Origin of the sequence: Pseudarthrobacter polychromogenes, assembly GCF_014644495.1 — a bacterium.
GTDB lineage: Bacteria > Actinomycetota > Actinomycetes > Actinomycetales > Micrococcaceae > Arthrobacter > Arthrobacter polychromogenes.
The window spans coordinates 149,470-168,289 of the sequence record NZ_BMKU01000009.1; the positions used below are offsets into that span (position 1 = coordinate 149,470).

Here is an 18,820-nt window from a genome sequence, read left to right on the forward strand (position 1 = left end):
CATGACCATCACCTCCATCCCCGCCCCGGCGCCCACAGACATCGCCGCCCTGGGCCTCCGCGAGTCCGCCACCTTTGACCGCGCCACCATCGCCGACATCCAGCGCGCCGCCTCCACCGGCGTGTACGACATCCGCGGCTGGGGCGCCAAACGCAAGGTCCCGCACTTCGACGACCTGCTCTTCCTGGGCGCCTCCATGTCCCGCTACCCGCTGGAGGGCTACCGCGAAAAGTGCGATACCGACGTCGTCCTCGGCGACCGGCACGCCACCCGGCCCCTGCACCTGCAGACCCCGGTGACCATCGCCGGCATGAGCTTTGGCGCCCTCTCCGCCAACGCCAAGGAGGCGCTGGGCCGCGGAGCTTCGGAGGTGGGAACCTCCACAACCACGGGCGACGGCGGCATGACGCCTGAGGAGCGCGGCCAGTCCAAGCACCTGGTGTACCAGTACCTGCCCTCCCGCTACGGCATGAACCCGGACGACCTGCGCAAGGCCGACGCCATCGAAATCGTGCTGGGCCAGGGCGCCAAGCCCGGCGGCGGCGGCATGCTGCTCGGACAGAAAATCACTGAACGCGTCGCCGGCATGCGCACCCTCCCGGTGGGCATCGACCAGCGTTCGGCGAGCCGCCACCCGGACTGGACCGGCCCGGATGACCTCGAGATCAAGATCGGCGAGCTGCGCGAAATCACCGACTGTAAGACCCCCATCTACGTCAAGATCGGCGCCTCCCGGCCGTACTACGACACCGCCCTGGCCGTGAAGTCCGGGGCCGACGTGGTGGTGGTGGACGGCATGCAGGGCGGCACCGCTGCCACGCAGCAGGTGTTCATCGAAAACGTCGGGATCCCCACCCTCGCTGCCATCCCGCAGGCAGTGCAGGCCCTGCAGGAACTCGGGGTGCACCGGAAGGTCCAGCTCATCGTCTCCGGTGGCATCCGCACCGGGGCCGACGTCGCCAAGGCCATGGCCCTCGGCGCAGACGCCGTGGCGATCGGAACGGCGGCGCTGATAGCCCTGGGCGACAACGATCCACGATTTGCCGCCGAGTACTCCGCCCTCGGTTCCGCAGCCGGTTTCTACGATGACTTCCAGGATGGCCGCGACCCCGCCGGCATCACCACTCAGGATCCGGAACTGTCCTCCCGGCTGGACCCGGTGGCCGCCGGCAAGCGGTTGGCCAACTACCTGCGCGTCCTCACCATGGAGGCCCAGACCATTGCCCGGGCCTGCGGGAAGTCGCACCTGCACAACCTGGAGCCCGAGGATTTGGTGGCGCTCACCATCGAGGCATCCGCCATGGCCCGCGTGCCGCTGGCCGGCACCTCGTGGATCCCCGGAGTGCAGGGAAGCTTCTGATGCCTGAGGCTTTTTCCGGCGCGTCAGATTTTGTGGTGGTGGGCGCCGGGCTGGCCGGTGCCGCCACCGCCTGGCAGCTGGCCGTCCGGGGGCACCAGGTGACCATCCTGGAACGCAACGTCCCGGCCAGCCACGACGGCAGTTCCCACGGGTCCGCCCGGATCTTCCGCTACGCCTACCCCGACCCCTTCTATACCCGGGCGGTGGTGGAATCGAAGGGCCTGTGGGACGGACTCTCTGCCGCATGCGGCACGCCCCTGATCACCCCTTTCGGCGCCGTGGACTACGGGCCGGAACGCAATCCCCGGCTGCTGGCCTCGGTGCTGGCTGAGGAAGGGATCGAGCACGAACTCCTGTCCGCGGCCGACGCCCGCGCACGCTGGCCGCAGATCGCCTTCGATACCGAAGTCCTCTGGCACCCCGGCGCGGGGGTGATCGACGCGGAAGGCGCCGTCAATGCGATGATAAGCCTCGCCGTCGAGCACGGCGTCCGGCTGCTGGCCGACTGGGAGCTGCAAAGTGTGGAGCGGACGGGCACCGGTTACCGGCTGCGTTCTTCTGCAGGGGAGACGGTGGGCGCCGGCAACGTGGTGATCAGCGCCGGCGGGTGGCTGCCGGCACTGCTGGGGCGGCTGTCCCTTCCGGCAGGTTTCGTGGCCGGGCTGCCGGAGGTCACCGTCCGGCAGGAACAGGCCTTCCACTTCAAGTACCGCGACCACGCCCCCGCGGACCACGCCTCCAAGGATGACGCCTCCAACGATGACGACGGTGGCGCTGCGCCGGGTGCCGGCGGCTGGCCTACCTTCATCCACAAGGCTGCGGACATCCAGGCCTACGGCCTTCCCGGCGGGCGGGATGCCGGCTTCGCCGGGCAGAAAGTGGCGGAGTACAACGGCGGCAAGCTGATTCCTTCCGCGGCACGGCAGACCGGGAAAGTGGACCCCGCCAACCGCCGCCGGGTGGTGGAGTACGTGCAGCGCTACCTGCCCGGCCTGGACCCGAAGCCTTACGCCGAAACAACCTGCCTGTTCACCAACACACCCAACGAGGACTTCCTCATCGACCGCGTGGACAACCTGACAATCGTCTCCCCCTGTTCCGGCCACGGCGCCAAATTCGCGCCGCTGATCGGGCAGTGGGCCGCGGACCTGGCCGACGGCTCCGGCGGTGTTCCGGACCGGTTCCGGACTGCGTCCCCAGCAGCTGTGACCACCTAGGACGGATACCAGTGAGCCTTCCACAGACAATACCCACGGCGGACCCCACGGCGGATGCCCTGCCTTCCGGCCGGACAAGCACCCCCACTGTTGCCGGCCTCCTGCGTGACATCTCCACCATCGGCAGGGACGCCTCACGGGGCGGGTACTCGCGTCCGGTGTTCTCCACCGCCGAGACGGACCTCCGCGGCTGGTTCATTGAGCAGGCAGAACGGCGCGGCCTGGATGTCCACCCGGACCACAACGGCATCATCTGGGCCTGGTGGGATACCGCAGCACGCACCCGGAAGGACGCCGTCGTCACCGGAAGCCACCTGGATTCCGTTCCCGGCGGCGGCGAGTACGACGGCCCGCTCGGCGTTGCATCGGCGCTGGTCGCCGTCGACATCCTCAAAACCCGCGGCCTGCGGCCCCGGCGTCCGCTGGCCATCGCGGTCTTCCCGGAAGAGGAAGGCTCCCGGTTCGGCGTTGCCTGCCTGGGTTCCCGCCTCCTCACCGGAGCCCTGGACCCGGACAAGGCGCGCCGGCTCAAGGACCCCGACGGCAACACCTACGCCGACGTCGCCGCTGCGAACGGCCAGGACCCGCGCCTGATTGGAGCGGACTACGGGACGCTCCAGCAGCTGGGGGTCTTTGTGGAGCTGCACGTGGAACAGGGGAGGGGACTGATTGACCTGGACCAGCCCGTGGCAATCGGCTCCTCCATCCTGGGCCATGGCCGCTGGAAGTTGAGCATCAGCGGCCAGGGCAACCACGCCGGCACCACCCTGATGAAGGACCGCAGGGACCCGATGATTGCGGCAGCCAAGGTGGTGGTCGGCATCCGGGATACCGCCCGGAAGTACCGCGACGCCAGGGCCACCGTGGGCAGGGTCCAGCCGGTGCCCGGCGGCACCAATGTGATCGCCTCCCGCGTGGACCTGTGGATCGATGCCCGGCACCCTGACGACTCCGTCACCGCGGCACTGGTGGAAGCCATCGGTCTGACTGCGCAGGTGTTCGCCGCGGAGGAGGGCTGCACCGCGGACCTGACCATGGAATCGCTCAGCCCCACCGTGCATTTCGACGGCGGGCTGCGCGACCGGCTGCAGGAACTGCTCCCCGAAGCGCCGGTCCTGGACACCGGCGCCGGGCACGACGCCGGCGTCCTCAATTCCCACCTGCCGACGGCCATGATCTTCGTCCGCAATCCCACCGGCATCTCGCATTCCCCCGAAGAGCTGGTGGAAGACCGGGATGCCGAGGCCGGCGCACTTGCGCTGGCGGACTCCCTCGCGGGGCTGGCAGGCGACACCCGCGCACCCAGGTAGCGCCGCCGTCGTCGTCCTACCGCGCCCTTCCGTGCCTAAGATGGCTGCTATGACCGAACACGCAGCCGATCACGCCGGTGACGACGACGGGGCGCAGGCTGACGGGCAGGCCGCAGGCCGGCTGGAGCAGGTCATCGCACGCCAGGTGCGGCACTACCGTACGGCTGCCGGGCTGTCCTCGGCGGAACTGGCCGCCCGGACAGGCCTCTCCAAGGCGATGATTTCGCGGGTGGAGACTGCCACCACCTCATGTTCCCTGACCACGCTGCAGCGGCTTGCTGATGGACTGAAAGTGCCGGTCACGGCATTGTTCCGTGGCGCGGACACGGACCGCGACGCCACCTTCACCAAGAGCGGCCAGGGAAGCCTCACCGTCCGCAGCGGCACCCAGCACGGCCACGAATACCGCGTCCTGGGCACTCTGAAGGGCCGGACCGATGCCCTGGAGCCAACGCTGGTGACGCTCACGGACGCCTCCGACGTGTTCCCGCTGTTCCAGCACCCCGGCACGGAGTTCATCTACCTGCTCGCCGGCAGGATGGTGTACGGCCACGGCTCCTACGAGTACGCCATGGAACCCGGCGATTCCCTGCTGCTGGACGGCGAAGGGCCGCACGGGCCGTTGGAGCTGCTGGACCTTCCCATCACGTTCCTGGCCATTTCCGCCAAGTAGGGTCCTGCCCGCAGGCCCTGCCCTCCAACTTCTGTCCCAGCACTCCTGCGCTCTGCGGGACGGCTGAAACTTCCGTGTGGATGACTGAAACGATCATTTAACACCCCGGAAACCCAGCCCATTACTGCCGCCATACAGTTGGAACCAGACGGCAATAGCTGCCCTCCGATGAACGTGGTACTGACTCCGCGTCCCTCCTCCGGAGTGGCTCCAACGGGCGATTTGGCGTTCTCTCCTCGCATCACGAAAGGGGTTTCCCATGGATTCGGGAAATGTCGCTTGGATTTTGGCCAGCGCAGCGCTGGTCTGCATGATGATCCCCGCCCTTGCCCTGTTCTACGGGGGCATGGTGGGCTCGCGCCGCATTCTCAACATGATGATGATGTGCTTCGGCGGCGCCAGCCTGGTGGCCGTCCTCTGGGCACTGTTCGGATACTCGCTGGCCTTCGGCAATTCAGTGGGCGGGCTGGGCCTGATCGGTGACGTCACAGAGTTCCCCGGCCTGGGGCAGCTGATGGCCGAGGACGCAGAGGCGTCCATTCCGGTGGCCCTGTTCGCGGCCTTCCAGCTGTTCTTCGCCTGTGTCACCACCGCGCTGGTGGCGGGCGCGGCTGCCGGGCGCATGAAGTTCGGCGCCTGGATGCTCTTTGCCGGCATCTGGGCCACCATCGTCTACTTCCCGGTTGCCCACTGGGTGTTCGCTTTCTCCTCTGAGGACGGCAGCGTGACCGGCGGCTGGATCGCCAGCGGCATCGAGGCCATTGACTTTGCTGGTGGCACCGCCGTGCACATGAACGCCGGCGCAGCCGCCCTGGCACTGGCCCTGGTCCTGGGCAAGAGCTCGGGCTGGCCCAAGGTGGAGCACGCGAAGCCGCACAGCCGGCCGCTGGTGCTGGTGGGTGCAGGCCTCCTGTGGGTTGGCTGGTTCGGCTTCAACGCCGGCTCGGCCCTGTCCGCCGGCCACTCGGCATCGGTGGTCTTCCTCAACACCGCTGTGGCCGCCTCAGCTGGCCTCCTGGCCTGGGCCCTGGTGGAACGGCTCCGCCGCGGCGCAGCCACCAGCATGGGCGCAGCCTCCGGCCTGATCTCCGCACTCGTGGCCATTACCCCCGCCTGCGGCGCGGTCAGCCCGCTGGGCGCAGTGGCCATCGGCGCGATTGCCGGGGCCGTCTGCTCGCTGGCCATCGAACTGAAGTACCGCCTGGGCTACGACGACTCGCTCGACGTCGTGGGCGTCCACCTGGTGGGCGGCATCCTGGGCACCCTGCTGATCGGCCTCTTCGCCACCGATGCTGCCCCGAACGGAGTCAGCGGACTCTTCTACGGCGGCGGCGTGGAGCTGCTCGGCGTCCAGTCGCTCGCAACCGTCACGGTGCTGGCCTACTCGTTCGGCATCACCTGGGTCCTCGCCAAGATCCTGGACAAGACGATCGGCCTGCGGATCAACCCGGAGGACGAGATGCGTGGCATCGACCTCGCGGCCCACTCCGAGCTCGCTTACCTTACGGATGAGGATCCGGTGGAGCTGGGCTCCCCGCAGCGCGCGTAGGTTTTGGAAGATTCCGGGTGGGTGCCACCCGGAGGACGAGTCAGGCAGAGGGCCAACCTGTGGACCGGTGCCGGTATTAGCCGGCTTATAGTTCCAGGGGTTGGTCCTCTGTCATGTTGTGAAGCGCCTGGTCGCCCGGAAATCAGTGTTCAGTACAGACAAGGTTCCCGTCCCGGACTTCCAGCACCGCGCCGCGGACGTGGCTCAGGCGGGTCTTGGGGTCCGGGGCCATGGTGTCGATGTCCTCGCCGCCCCAGTGCGGGTGGGTGAAGTAGACCAGCAGGGCCCGCTCTTTACCGTCATCACCCGGTTCGAGGGGCACCACGTCCGCATGGCGTCCGACGACGGGCCGCCCCTCCACGTGCTCCGGCTGGGTGAGGATCAGGCCGTCGAGGTGCTCCTGCCGGACCCAGATGCCGGTGGCGTCTGACGAGCGGTAAATGCCCTGGCCCCGCCACTCGTCAACGATCATCCAATACGTTCCCTCAAGCCTGAAGACCTTGGGCCCTTCGTGCGGGCGGCCGGGAATGGTGAGGCCTTCCAGCGTCCAGGACGAGGGGTCACGCGGGGTATCGCTCACCGCGCTGTACGTGTTGGAGCCACGGGCCTCGTCCTTGTACCAGAGCCGGTAGCGGCCGTCCCCGCAGCGTGCGACGGCGGCGTCAATCACTCGTGGCGAATCGAGGTTGATGGGGCCCAGGTACTCCCAGCCCACCAGGTCCCTGCTGGCGAACTGCACGATTTCTGCGTTTCCGGTCCAGTCCTTCCGCACCCCGCCCAGGACGGTCAGGTACATCAACCACTCGTCGCCGATGCGTACGACGTCGGGCGCCCAAAGCGTTGCCGGCAGTTCAGTTTCTGGCGGCACCAGTCCGTCCACCGTGCCCTGGTACTGCCAGGTTGCACCGCCGTCGGAGGAGCGGGCCGCGCCAATGGCCGTGCCGTGCACCCACTCCACGCCTGACACCCCCGGCGCCGTGGCCCGGCGCTGGGTGTAGAAAAGCACCCAGTCGCCGGTGAGGTGGTCATGAACCAGGATCGGATCCGTCGGGCCGTCCCAGACTGGATCGCGGTACGGCGTCCTGAAGGCGTCGGCGCGCAGGGGAGTGAGCGGCTCTTGCACTGTTTCTCCAACGTTGTAGTTTCTTGGAGTACCAGCTTAGCCGTGCGCCTTGCCGTGCCCGCCATGTAGGGCGCGGTAGGCGTAGACCAGCAGGCCTACGCCCGCCAGGATCATGAAGGTCAGGACCAGGATGTCCGCAGCGATGAGCAGTGCCGTCGACTGCAGGGCGAAGATCACGCCCAGCACGCCCAGGACGGCCGCCGGGATCAGGGGCCACTTCATCCGCCCGGCGGGACCGGCGTCGGGCACGGGAACCTGGGACAGGACTCCGAAGGTGGCCGCCATGCCCAGGAACAGGACGGCGGCAACGGGCATGCCCTGCAGATCCTGCGGAAGGGTAACAATGACGGCCAGCGTCAGCATCACGCCGCTGGGAATCACCGCCCACCAGTTGCCCCGTTGACGCAGGTAGACCGCGGCGAATCCGGCGGCCATGAACAGGAACAGGAAACTGGCGCCGGCGCCGCCGTCCGTAAATTGGGAGGCGACAATCACGGCTGCAAGGCCCAGGAATACCGAGCCGGGAATGGCGGCCCACCAGTTCTCCGGGCTGCGGATGAAGAGGGACAGGAACACGGCCCCTATGGCGGCGAAGATCAGCATCGGCACGTAGGCGGCGCTCTCGATGACGTTGAGCAGGTCCAGCAGCAACAGCACGCCCGCCGAGATCAGGACGATGCCGGCGATGATGCTCGCATTGGCCGATTTCACGGTTTGCCTCCCGGGATTCGGCAGGCGCCCGCCAGTCGCTCTGCTATCCCAGATTAAGTCCAGCCCTGGCGCAGGCGTAGGGCCCAAAGCCCCGCCTTCAGCGCTACTCCTTGAACAGCCCCGCGAGGTCCTCCGCCGTGATGGCGCCGCCGGCCAGGGCATCGCCTTCCATGACATCGGAAAACAGCTGCGACTTCCGGGCCTTGAGCGCCATGACCTTTTCCTCGATGGTGTCCTTGGCAACCAGCCGGTACACCATCACGTTCCGTGCCTGCCCGATGCGGTGGGTCCGGTCCACGGCCTGCGCTTCGGAGGCGGGGTTCCACCACGGGTCCAGCAGGAACACGTAGTCGGCCTCGGTGAGGTTCAGCCCAAACCCGCCGGCCTTCAGCGAAATCAGGAACACCGGAGCGCTGCCGTTCTTGAACTCGTTGACCACGTCCGCGCGGTTGCGGGTGCCGCCGTCGAGGTAGCAGTACTCGATCTTCTCCTCGTCCAGCCGTTCCCGGACCTTCCCCAGGAACCCGGTGAACTGGCTGAAGATCAGGGCCCGGTGGCCCTCAGCCACCAGGTCCTCCAGCTGCTCGAACAGCACATCCAGCTTGCTTGACCGCACTGCGGAAAGCGCCGGGTCCACCAGGGAGGCGTCCAGGCTGAGCTGCCGCAGCAGGGTCAGCGACTGGAAGATGGTGAACCGGTTCTTGTTCACGTCCTCGATCAGCCCCAGGATCTTCTGGCGTTCGCGCTGCAAGTGCGTCTGGTACACCTTTTGGTGGCGAGGGTTCAGGACCACTTCCAGGATCTGCTCCTGCTTGGGCGGCAGGTCCTTGATCACCTGGTCCTTGGTGCGGCGCATCATCAGCGGACGGACCCGACGGCGGAGCTTGTCCAGTTGCCCCTTGTCACCGTTCTTCTCCACGGGCTTCTGGTAGTACTCGGCAAAGCGCTTGGGGCTGGAGAACAGGCCCGGCGCAACGATCGAGGTAAGCGCCCAGAACTCCATGAGGTTGTTCTCCAGCGGCGTGCCAGTGATGGCCAGCTTGAAGGCCGCCGGGAGTTTCCGGGCGCACTGGTATGCCTTGGACTGGTGGTTCTTCACGAACTGCGCCTCGTCCAGCACCAGCCCGGACCAGGTGCGGGAGGCGTAGGCCTCGTAGTCGATCCTGAACAGGGCGTAGGACGTGATCACAATATCGGCCCCGGCCAGTGCCTCCGCCGGCGCCTGGTTGCTCTTGGCGAAGGTCTCGCTGACGGCGTGGACCTTCAGTCCGGGAGCGAAACGTGCTGCTTCCGCCGCCCAGTTGCCCACCACGCTGGTGGGGGCAACCACCAAAAAGGGAGCACCGGCGTCGGACTCGCCTGCTGAAGCATCTGCTGCCGCCAGCGAGAGCTCCTTCGCCGCGCACATCAGGGCCAGCGCCTGCACGGTCTTGCCCAGGCCCATGTCGTCCGCGAGGATCCCGCCCAGGCTGTGCCGGTACAGGAACGTGAGCCAGTTGAAGCCCTCCAGCTGGTAGGGCCGGAGCTCCGCATTGAGGGTGGCGGGGAGCGGGAGGCCGTCCACGCCGCCTTCAAGCAGGCCGCCCACCGCTGAACGCCACGCGGCCGCCTGCTCGTCCACGATTCCCAGCTGGGCAAGCTCGTCCCACAGCCCGGCCTGGAAGCGGCTGATCTGCAGGGGTGCGTCCTTGTTGTCCTGCAGGGAGCGCGCCTCCTCGATCAGTGCGCGCAGCTGGTGCAGCTCGGGCAGGTCCAGGGAAAAGTAGGCGCCGCTGGGCAGCAGCATCTTGGTCTGGCCGGACGCCAGCGCAGAAAAAACGGCCGCGAAGGAGACCGGCTGCCCCTCCAGGGTGATCTGGATCCCGAGGTCGAACCAGTCGCGCTGCTCGGTGGCCTTGGTGGAAATGGACACCACCGGCGCTTCCTCGGCCTCGCGGTATTCGGCGATTTCGCCCACGGTGTCCACCTCGACGTCCGGGGCTTCGCGCAGCCGGGGGAGGACCTCCTCGGTGAAGGCCAGGGTGTCCAGGCCCTTCAGTTCCGCTGACGCCGCCAGCCGCGGAGTGCCCCAGCCGCCGGTGGCGGACTCACCCAGCGCGGGCACCACGTCCCACGGCTGGCCGAGGCCTTCCAGGATCCGGGCTTCCGCGGTGTCGTCGCGGTAGCCGTGGTCGCCGGGGTGCCGCCAGAGGGGCTGCGCCGTGACCAGGTTTCCGCTCTTGTAGTGCCATTCCCAGTGCAGCCGCACCCTGTGGTCCGCGCCGTAGTTGGCCAGCAGGGACAGGGTGGGGACAGCCAGGGCGGGGAGTTCCACGGACTCGTCGCGGGCCGTGACCCGGGCCGTCTGCTTCAGCTTCGGGTAGAAGCCCGTCAGGAACCGCGACTCGTCCCTGGCCGGGATATGCAGCGTGCTGCCCGCGGTCACGAACGTCAGAAGTTCCTCGCTCAGGCCACCTTCCAGCGCAGCCAGCGTGATCACGTTTTCGCCCGCCGGTGCCTCGCCAACACCCGGCAGCGCACCGCCGTCGTTGGTTCCGCGGTCGGTGGTGAAGAAGATGCCGTGGGCGGGGCGCCCGATGGTTCCCACTGACGCCGGATCAACCTCCACGCCCTCAACGGCGATGGTGGGCGAAAGTTCCAGCCCGCCGTCGGACGCCTGGTCCTTGGCGGCCGCCGCGGGTGCCGCCGCTTCCGCTGCGGAAGGGGCGGCCAGCGGCGAGCCGTAACGGCTCAGATTAAGGCCGACGGCGGCGGGCGACGCTGCGAGGCGGACCGGCTCGGTGCCGCGCGAGTGCACCAGCGCGAGGCCGATTTTGCCGGCGTCCTCCAGCAGGCTCCACAGGTTCTTCCCTGCGAAGGAGTTCAGGCCCAGCCAGAAGCCGGAGGAGTTGTACGTCCGGCTGGACGAGGCGGAATGGGCAGCCAGGAACTCCTGCAGCCATTCCACGTGCGCGGGGTTGCACTCGCGCCGGAAGTTCAGGTAGTTCAGCGTGGTCCAGGAAACGTCGCCGCGGATCCACTTGCCCTTGGCGCCCATGATGACGGGCCGGGCCTTCAGCTGGCGGACGCTGCGCTGCGGATCGCGCCGGCCGGTGTAGGAAAAGTGCGGCGCGGGTTCTTCCACCTCGAACTGGAGCGCCAGCGGCACTCCGGCGTTGGAGGGCGCGGCTCCCGGCTGGGAGATCAGCGGGCTGAGGGCCTGCTCCCAGTCGGACAGTGCGGCGCCGGGCGGGGTGCGGGACATCTGGGTGGAGGTTGACGGCGTGAGCAGCTGGACGCGGATGGCCGGGTTGTCCTCGGCGGCGAAGAGCAGCGCCGCCACGTGCTTGCAGTCCTTGCGGACCGGGCAGCTGCACACGCCCACGGTGCAGCTCCATCCGCCGCCCTTGCGGACCAGCTTGGCGGTGGTGGAGTAGGGCAGGTCCGCGCCGCCGCGGACCTTGCCCAGCATGAGCCCGGTGGCGGCGTCGAACGAGATGCCTGAGACGCGGCTTCCCATGGCATACGCCAGCCCGGCCGCCAGGGAGCGGTCGTTGATGGCGGGAGTCTGTATTGCCAGTGCCGCACTCTCGTCCGGTTGGGATGGCATGGTGCGCGCTACTTTCAGCAGGCCACGGCGGGGCCGGGCCGGTGGTTGGTCATCTGATCCATCTTAGTTCGCCGGCGGGGCGAAGGGCGCCGCCGGCTCTTTGAGGGCGGCAGGGTGGGATCAGACGGACAACCAGGGATGCAGCGGCAGCCGGGATGCCGCTGCCGGCCCGGGAGGGGGTGGGGCTCCGGCCCGCACCACCTCCCGGACTGTTAGCTCTGGTGCACTGGCGCCCAGGCACCCGTCCCTACGGCCTCGCGGGCGGGGGCGCCGGCATCGAACCGGTCAAGCCGGAAGGCGGCGAGCACGGGAGAGGGGGTTCCGGTCAGGATTTCCTCCGCGAGGAGCTCACCGAGGATCAGCCCCAGCGTCGCGCCCGAGTGGGTGAAAACCGTGTGCAGGCCCGGTATCGAAGGCACCGGGCCCACCACCGGTTCACCGTCGCCGGGAATGGGTTTCAGGCCTGCAGCCACCCGCTGGGCGGTCAGCCGGGGATTCCCTGCGAGTACCTTCGAGGCCTCCTCAAGCAGGCCCTGGACGGACTCCTCGGGAACCGTGAAGGATCCGTCATCTTCGATGATCACAGACTGCTCTGCCCAGTCCGCATCAAGTACCAGCCTGCCGTCAGGCATGGGCCGCACGGCGACGCGCGGGGTGTTCAGCACGGTCTGCACTCTCGTGTCGAGCGGTTCGGTGAACACCACGAAGGCGGCCGGCGTGGCATCTGGAACCGTTACACCAAGGGCTGCGAGCTGGGCCGGGACCTCACCGCCGGTTGCCAGCACCACCTGGTCGGCTTCCAGCCGCGTCCCGTCGCCGAGGATGACGCCGGCCGCGGCGCCGTCCCGCACATCCACCCGGACATCCCCGGCGTTCTCGATGATCACCGCCCCGTTCTCCGCCGCCTCGGAAGCCAATGCCGTTATGAAGTCGGGCATGTTGACCCAGCCCTCACCAGGGTTATAGATGGCACCCTCGTCGGCCACCGCAGCGGCGTCCACGTCCGGGGCGATCCGGGCCACGTCCCTGCTGTCCACCCAGACGGAGTGGTATCCGCCCGACCGCTCGAAGGCGAAGGTGTCGCGGAAGGTTTCGTCCGGGCCGGCCCATTTCAGCGCACCATCGAACCTCAGATAGTCGCGGCTATCAGGGTGGTGCGCGCTCCAGGTGCGGTAGCGGTCGATGGCGAGCATCCGCAGGTAGTGGTACTCGGCGGAGCGGGCGCCGGAGGAGTTGAGCCATGCGATCGAGCGGCCGGAGGCTCCGCTCGCCAACGGGCCGGACGTGGCAAGTGTTACCTGGGCGCCTCCCTTTGCCAGATGGACGGCGGCGGAAACGCCCAGGATTCCGCCGCCGATGACGGCGACTTTCCTGGCGGGGCTCGTGGAGGACATGGTGGCTCGCTTTCCTGGTGTGGAAGATTGGTGGTGTGAAGATGTGCCGAGGCGCGGTGCGTCAGGCGAGGGCATGGACTTCTTCAATAACTTTCAGGACGTCGACGGCGTCTGCCGGGTCAACAGGGACCGGTCCGCCGTGCAGGACGGCGCCGGCGAGGAGCCGGTAGAACTGGGGATACGCGCCCCGCTCGGCGGGAACGGCGCCCGTTGCGCCGTCGACTCCCAGGAGCCCCCAAGACTCCTGGGACTCAACGCCGTATGCCGGGTCCGACGGCGGCAGGCCGGCGTCGAGCGCGGGCTCCTGGCCGTCCAGTCCCCACTTTGTGTAGCCGGCATGGGAGCCCAGGACGTGGAACCGGGGCCCGGGCACTGCGGCGGCACCATTCATCCACAGTCGGGAGCGCACCCCCGAATCGTGCAGCAGGGACACGAAGGCTTCCGTGTCGGCCGCATCCGGGGCCAGTCCCCGGTGTGCTGTTTCGCCGTAGCTGTGCGCCACGGGTCCGAACAGCTGGACCGCCTGGTCAATGAGGTGGGCGCCAAGGTCGTGGAGGATCCCGCCGCCTTCGGCTGTGGTGGCGGAGTCGCGCCAGTTTCCGAAGCCTTCGGGGCGCCACCACTCGAAGCGGGATTCGAAGGTCCGGACCTCGCCCAGCGCGCCTGCATCCAGGAGCTTCCTGAGAGTGAGGAAATCAGCGTCCCAGCGGCGGTTCTGGAAAACCGTCAGCTGCACGCCGGCCTCGGCCGCCTGGGCCATGAGTTCCTCCCCATGGGCCGAGGTGGTGACGAACGGCTTGTCCACCACCACATGCAGCTTGTGGGCGATCGCCGTCGAAGCCATCCCAAAATGCGTGGCCGGAGGGGTTCCTAAGACCACCAGGTCCAGGTCTGCCGCCAGCGCGAACATGGCCTCCGCCGTGGGCACGATGCGCGCCTTCGGGTAGCGGGCGGCCGCTGCGGCGGCGCGATCCGGGTCCGCGGTGACAATAACATCGAGCGAAAAGGACGGGTCTGCCTCAATAAGGGTTGCATGGAAGACCCGTCCCGAGATGCCAAAGCCGACGACGGCGGTACGGATAGGTCCCTGTCCTGCGGAGCCCATCAGAGGACCTCGGAGAGGAAACGCTGGAGGCGTTCGCTGCGCGGGTTGTCGAAGATCTCCGCGGGCGTGCCCGATTCCACCACTTCGCCTTCATCCATGAAGACCACCTGGTCGGCAACCTTCCGGGCGAAGCCCATCTCATGCGTCACCACCACCATGGTCATTCCCCGTTTGGCGAGCGAGGCCATGAGGGTCAGGACTCCTTTGACGAGCTCGGGGTCCAGGGCGCTGGTGGCCTCGTCGAAGAGCATCACTTCCGGTTCCATGGCGAGGGCACGGGCAATGGCGACGCGCTGCTGCTGGCCGCCCGAAAGGTCCCGCGGGCGGTGGTCGGCGCGTTCGGCGAGTCCCACTTCGGCCAATCGGCGCCGTGCGCGTTCCCTTGCCTCCGCCTTGGACATCTTCTTGACGCTCCAGAGTGCGAGGGCCACGTTTTCCAGGGCGGTGTGGTCCGGGAAGAGGTTGAAGTGCTGGAACACCATCCCGATCCGGCTGCGCAGGATGTCCGGGTTGACCTTCAGTGCACTGTCCCCGGCGAGGACAACGTCTCCGCTTTTGGGTTCATGCAGCCTGTTGACGCCCCGGAGGAGGGTGGACTTGCCGGACCCGGACGGGCCGATAATGCAGGTGGTGGTGCCGGGTGCCACGGAAAGGCTGACGTTGCGGAGGACCTCGATGTCCCCGTAGGCCATGGTCAGGTTCTTCAGCTCCAGGCTGGAGCCGTGGAAGGTGTCGATGTCAGCGGTGGGGTTGGCGCTGGTGGTGGTGATCATGTGTTGCTCCCGGTAGTGAGCGGCGAGGCCGCGTCGAGTTCCTTGACTTCGTTGAGGCCGCTGGTGGGGGCCGAGGGGCGGCGCTTTCCTGCCCGGAAGCGGCTGTCGAAGTAGTTGACCAGGTGGGTGAGCGGCACGGTGATGATGAGGTAGAAGACGCCCGCCATCACCAACGGGGAGAGGTTCCCGGAGAGTACCGCGGCGTCCTGGCCCACTCGGAAGAGTTCGCGTTCGCTGACCAGCAGCCCCAGGAAGTAGACCAGCGAGGAGTCCTTGACGATGGCGATGAACTGGTTTACCAGCGCCGGCAGTACGCGGCGGATGCCCTGGGGGATGACCACCAGTGCCATGGATTTGCCGTAGCTCATCCCCAGGGCGCGGCATGCCTCGCCCTGGCCCTTGTCCACGCTCTGGATGCCGGCACGGAAGATTTCGCCAATGTAGGCGCTGGCAATCAGGCTGAGGGCGATGATGCCCAGGGGGTACGGCGAGGGGCCAAAGATCGACTGGCTGAGCCGGGCAAAGCCCTGGCCGATCAGGAGGATGGTCAGGATGGCCGGCAGGCCGCGGAAGAGGTCCGTGTAGATGCGGGCCGGAATGCGCAGCCACCTGGACGGTGAGATGCCCATGACGGCCACCACCATGCCCAGGACCACGCCAATGACGGTGGCGGCGACGGAGATGATGAGGGTGTTGAGGAGGCCTACCGCCAGTAGCTGGGGCAGGACTTCGGCCATGGCGCCGAAGTCGAAGAAGGTGCGGATGATGGTGTTGAGCCAGTCCATTGAATGCTCTCAGGTGTTAGTTGTGCCGGTGGCAGCCGGGCGGGCCTTGGTGTGGAAACGTTCGGCCCGCCCGGGCATACCCGTGGTCTACTTGCTTGCTGTCGGGGCCGGGGTTGCGGTCTGTTCTGCCTTCGGGAGGTACTGCTCGGGCATCGGGGAACCCGGGAACCACTTCTCGTAGAGCTTCTTCCAGGTACCGTCCTCCATGGCCTCGGCCAGGCCCTTGTTCAGGGCTTCCTTGAGGGCGGTCTTGCCTTTGGCGACGGCGAACCCGGCCGGCGCGTCGAAGGACGGGATGTCCGCGGCGCTGACCAGTCCGAACTGTTCCTGGTAGGACTTCGCAGCTTCGTAGTCCAGGAAATGTGCATCCACTGAACCGCTGTTGACGGCGGAGATTGCCGTGTTGTTGTCCGGGAACCGCACCAGGCCGGCCGAGGTGAAATTCTTCACTGCATAGGCTTCCTGCAGCGTTCCCTGCACCACGCCAAGGCGTTTGCCGGAAAGTCCGTCGGCGTTGTTGATGCCGGAGGACTTGGTGGTGATGACCGTCAGGTATCCGGCCAGGTAGCCGTCAGAGAAGTCCACCGTTTCCTTGCGCTTGTCCGTGATGCCGATGGCGGCCACGCCGGCATCGAACTGGCCGTTGGCGACGGCGGCCAGCAGGCCCGAGAAATCCTGCCCGGTGAAGACCACATTGTCTACACCGGCGCGGGCGGCAACATCCGTGAAGAGCTCCACGTCGAAGCCGGTGAACTTACCCTGGGCGTCGGTGAAGGTGTAGGGCTTCGAATCGCCCAGGCTCGCTACGCGGATGGATCCGGGCTCAATCAGGCCGTAGGGGTTTTCGGCCGGCGAGGATGAGGCTGAAGAGGAGCCGCCGCAGCCGGAGAGTGCCAGGACCGCGGCAACAGCCGCGGCAATGAGCGCCGCGGGGCGCACAGTGGTTCGAGTAATCACAGCTAGTTTTCCAATCGTGAGGAAGCGGGGAGATGGAGGATCAAGATCCGCCGTGGCGGGTTTACCGGAAACCATTGCTGAGTCCGGTCTCAATGCCTACGATTGAGACCGGACTCACATCGATGGATAGAAATGTAATCGACGCCACTAAGGGCGTCAAGGGTCCATTACGAAAGGCCGACATGAGTACTGATGCTTCACGGCGACGCGACGTCACTGTTGCCGACGTCGCCAAAACCGCGCAGGTGTCCAAGGCCCAGGCCGCCCGCGCCCTGGGCAACTACGGGGCGGTGAGCGAGGACGTGCGGGAGCGGGTGCTGGCTGCCGCGGAAGAGTTGAACTATCGGCCCAACGAGCTTGCCCGCAGCATGAACACGGGAAAATCAAACACCATCGGCGTGGTGTTGGGCGATATCGAAAACCCGCATTTCGGGCTGGCCACCCGGGGAATCACGGACACCGCCAAAAAGAGCGGCTTCAACGTCATCCTGGTCAATACGGATGAAGACTGGGCGGCGGAAGTGGACGCCGTCAGGGTGCTGCTGGACAAGCGGGTAGACGGCCTGATCGTCGCCCCCGCTTCCTCCGTTGAGACCCGGCACCTGCAGGACGTCCACCATTCCGGAAGGCCACTGGTCCTGCTGGACCGCACGGCCAAAGGGCTGGACGTGGACACGGTGGCCGTGGACATGGAAGGCATTTCCCATGAATCAACCCGCTATTTGATTGAGGCCGGGCACAGCCGGATCGCCTTCATCTCCACGCTTCGAACGGATGACTCCTACGCCACGGGCCTGTCCCTGGGCTCTTCCCAGATCTCGGACCGGCGGGACGGAATCATGCGGGCGTTCCGGGAAGCGGGCCTCAAGGAACCCGACGATCTGGTGCGCTTCAACGCCGACGGACCGGAAACCATCAAGAAGATCACCCGTGAACTGCTGCAGCAGCCGGACCCTGCAACGGCCATCATCGCCTCGGACGGCCTGATCGGACTCAGTGTTGTGGAAGCCATCCAGGACCTCGGCCTCGCTATCCCGGATGATGTCTCGTTCCTCATGTACGACGATTTCGCCTGGACCCGCCTCACCAGGCCGCCGTTGACGGTGATCGCCCAGCCTGTCTACGAGATGGGCGTCGCCGCCGCCGAGGCCCTCATCCGGCAGATCCAGGGCAGGAAGGCGCCGACGGCCAAACCCGAATTCGCCGCGACCCTCGTCAAGCGCGGCTCGGTGGGCGGGCCGTCCGGCGGCAAGGGCAGCCACCACGGCCGGCGGAAGGAAAACCTGCCGGCGACGTAAACTTCGCCGGACGTTCATTTCCCCCTCAACGGCGAGCATGCCCGGTCCGCGTAGCGTGAAAAACGTTCCGAGAACCACCCGTCAACAGCCGTGAGGATTGCCATGATCACCAGCCAGCAGCCCGTCGTCCTGACCAGCAGCAGCATCGATTCGACTGACGAGGACGTGGTGGAGGCCAACGTCGGCATCGTGGATGCCATGCACGGCGCCCTGCTGCGGACCGAAGAGATGTCGCCTGTCGCCGTCCGCAGCTACTACGTGGATTTCTATCTCGCCCAGGCACTGGAGGGCGGCTTCGCGCAGTACGTCTTCACCGCCGTCGACCGCTCCGAAACGGACACCCTGGTCCGGGAAGGCATGGCGGGCATGGGCGCCCCTGCCCATCTTGACCTGTTCAACCGGGCAGTGGAGGCATTTGATGATCTGTCCGAGGAGGACGAGGAGCGCTACCTGGACGGCGGCCTGGATGAGGACTCCGAGGAAGTTCCCGACGGCGTCCTCCGGATGGAGGAGCTCGACGGCGAGTTCGAGGAGCTGCTGGAACGGGAGAACATTACGGCACTCAACGCCGCCTGGCTCCGCAGCCAGGCGGAGCTGCTGGTGCTGGACGACGAAGAGGTCGGCGCGTACATCGAGCGGCTTGCGTCAATGATTCCCGATCTGCCGGAGCGCCAGGCACAGGCGGACGCCGAGGCCCTTGAGGATGCGCCCGACTTCGAAATCATCATCCGCGAACTCTGCAGCATTGCCGGGCATGAACTCCTCAAAATCACCATGGGCGACCCCAACTACGTCCACAACGGCGAACGTGCCCTGGCCTGGCACTTCTCAACCGACCAAGGCGGGTTCCTGATGGTCGAGGAGGAGGACGAGGCCTTCATGATCAACCCCGAAACACAGGAAATCGTGGCAGCCGTGGAGTTCGAAGAAGCAGACGTGGAGATGGCCGGCGCCTAGGACGGCCGACCCGGCCTGG

15 protein-coding genes are annotated in these 18,820 nt (G+C 67.1%); 7 read left to right on the forward strand and 8 right to left on the reverse strand.

All coding sequences use genetic code 11. The annotated features are described in order from the left end of the window. The first annotated feature begins 1 nt into the window (after position 1). The 5 genes from IEX43_RS14820 (at position 2) to IEX43_RS14840 (ending at position 6,109) form a co-directional block, all read left to right on the forward strand. Positions 2–1,360, forward strand: coding sequence for an FMN-binding glutamate synthase family protein (locus tag IEX43_RS14820; RefSeq protein WP_188812145.1), 1,359 nt, complete (start codon positions 2–4; stop codon positions 1,358–1,360). After that, positions 1,360–2,577, forward strand: coding sequence for an FAD-dependent oxidoreductase (locus IEX43_RS14825; RefSeq protein ID WP_188812146.1), 1,218 nt, complete (start codon positions 1,360–1,362; stop codon positions 2,575–2,577). The genes IEX43_RS14820 and IEX43_RS14825 overlap by 1 nt, the downstream gene beginning before the upstream one ends. A 59-nt stretch (positions 2,578–2,636) precedes the next feature. Then, entirely contained in the window at positions 2,637–3,887 is a 1,251-nt protein-coding gene (locus IEX43_RS14830) for an allantoate amidohydrolase (RefSeq protein WP_229666484.1), read from the forward strand. A gap of 49 nt (positions 3,888–3,936) precedes the next feature. Continuing rightward, positions 3,937–4,560: a helix-turn-helix domain-containing protein gene (locus IEX43_RS14835; protein WP_188812148.1), complete on the forward strand. Its 624-nt coding sequence runs from the start codon at positions 3,937–3,939 to the stop codon at positions 4,558–4,560. A 259-nt stretch (positions 4,561–4,819) separates the two neighbouring features. Next, positions 4,820–6,109: an ammonium transporter gene (locus tag IEX43_RS14840; protein ID WP_188812149.1), complete on the forward strand. Its 1,290-nt coding sequence runs from the start codon at positions 4,820–4,822 to the stop codon at positions 6,107–6,109. Between the two features lie 142 nt (positions 6,110–6,251). Here the strand turns inward: IEX43_RS14840 and IEX43_RS14845 are convergent, their stop codons facing one another. The 8 genes from IEX43_RS14845 to IEX43_RS14880 all read right to left on the reverse strand — a co-directional run bounded on the left by IEX43_RS14845 (position 6,252) and on the right by IEX43_RS14880 (position 16,543). After that, complete coding sequence (locus tag IEX43_RS14845) at positions 6,252–7,232, reverse strand: glycoside hydrolase family protein (protein WP_188812151.1); 981 nt, start codon at positions 7,230–7,232, stop codon at positions 6,252–6,254. A gap of 36 nt (positions 7,233–7,268) precedes the next feature. Beyond that, positions 7,269–7,943 carry a hypothetical protein gene (locus tag IEX43_RS14850; protein WP_188812153.1) on the reverse strand — a complete coding sequence of 225 codons (675 nt, stop codon included), beginning with the start codon at positions 7,941–7,943 and terminating at the stop codon, positions 7,269–7,271. A gap of 103 nt (positions 7,944–8,046) precedes the next feature. Beyond that, positions 8,047–11,532: a DEAD/DEAH box helicase gene (locus IEX43_RS14855; protein WP_188812155.1), complete on the reverse strand. Its 3,486-nt coding sequence runs from the start codon at positions 11,530–11,532 to the stop codon at positions 8,047–8,049. 212 nt (positions 11,533–11,744) lie between these two features. After that, the gene (locus IEX43_RS14860; RefSeq protein WP_188812157.1) at positions 11,745–12,926 is read right to left on the reverse strand and encodes an NAD(P)/FAD-dependent oxidoreductase; all 1,182 of its coding nucleotides are present in this window, start codon (positions 12,924–12,926) and stop codon (positions 11,745–11,747) included. 61 nt (positions 12,927–12,987) lie between these two features. Then, complete coding sequence (locus tag IEX43_RS14865) at positions 12,988–14,031, reverse strand: Gfo/Idh/MocA family protein (RefSeq protein WP_188812159.1); 1,044 nt, start codon at positions 14,029–14,031, stop codon at positions 12,988–12,990. After that, positions 14,031–14,804, reverse strand: a complete 774-nt coding sequence (locus IEX43_RS14870; RefSeq protein ID WP_229666478.1) for an amino acid ABC transporter ATP-binding protein — start codon at positions 14,802–14,804, stop codon at positions 14,031–14,033. The genes IEX43_RS14865 and IEX43_RS14870 overlap by 1 nt, the downstream gene beginning before the upstream one ends. Next, positions 14,801–15,589, reverse strand: coding sequence for an amino acid ABC transporter permease (locus tag IEX43_RS14875; RefSeq protein ID WP_066279665.1), 789 nt, complete (start codon positions 15,587–15,589; stop codon positions 14,801–14,803). Before IEX43_RS14875 ends, IEX43_RS14870 begins: the two co-directional genes overlap by 4 nt. Positions 15,590–15,676: 87 nt before the next feature. Beyond that, complete coding sequence (locus IEX43_RS14880) at positions 15,677–16,543, reverse strand: ABC transporter substrate-binding protein (RefSeq protein WP_188812192.1); 867 nt, start codon at positions 16,541–16,543, stop codon at positions 15,677–15,679. Positions 16,544–16,728: 185 nt separating this feature from the next. Here IEX43_RS14880 and IEX43_RS14885 point away from each other — a divergent pair, with 185 nt between their 5' ends. After that, positions 16,729–17,844: a LacI family DNA-binding transcriptional regulator gene (locus IEX43_RS14885; protein WP_188812161.1), complete on the forward strand. Its 1,116-nt coding sequence runs from the start codon at positions 16,729–16,731 to the stop codon at positions 17,842–17,844. A gap of 102 nt (positions 17,845–17,946) precedes the next feature. Further along, positions 17,947–18,801: a DMP19 family protein gene (locus IEX43_RS14890; protein WP_188812163.1), complete on the forward strand. Its 855-nt coding sequence runs from the start codon at positions 17,947–17,949 to the stop codon at positions 18,799–18,801. The last annotated feature ends 19 nt before the right edge of the window (positions 18,802–18,820 follow it).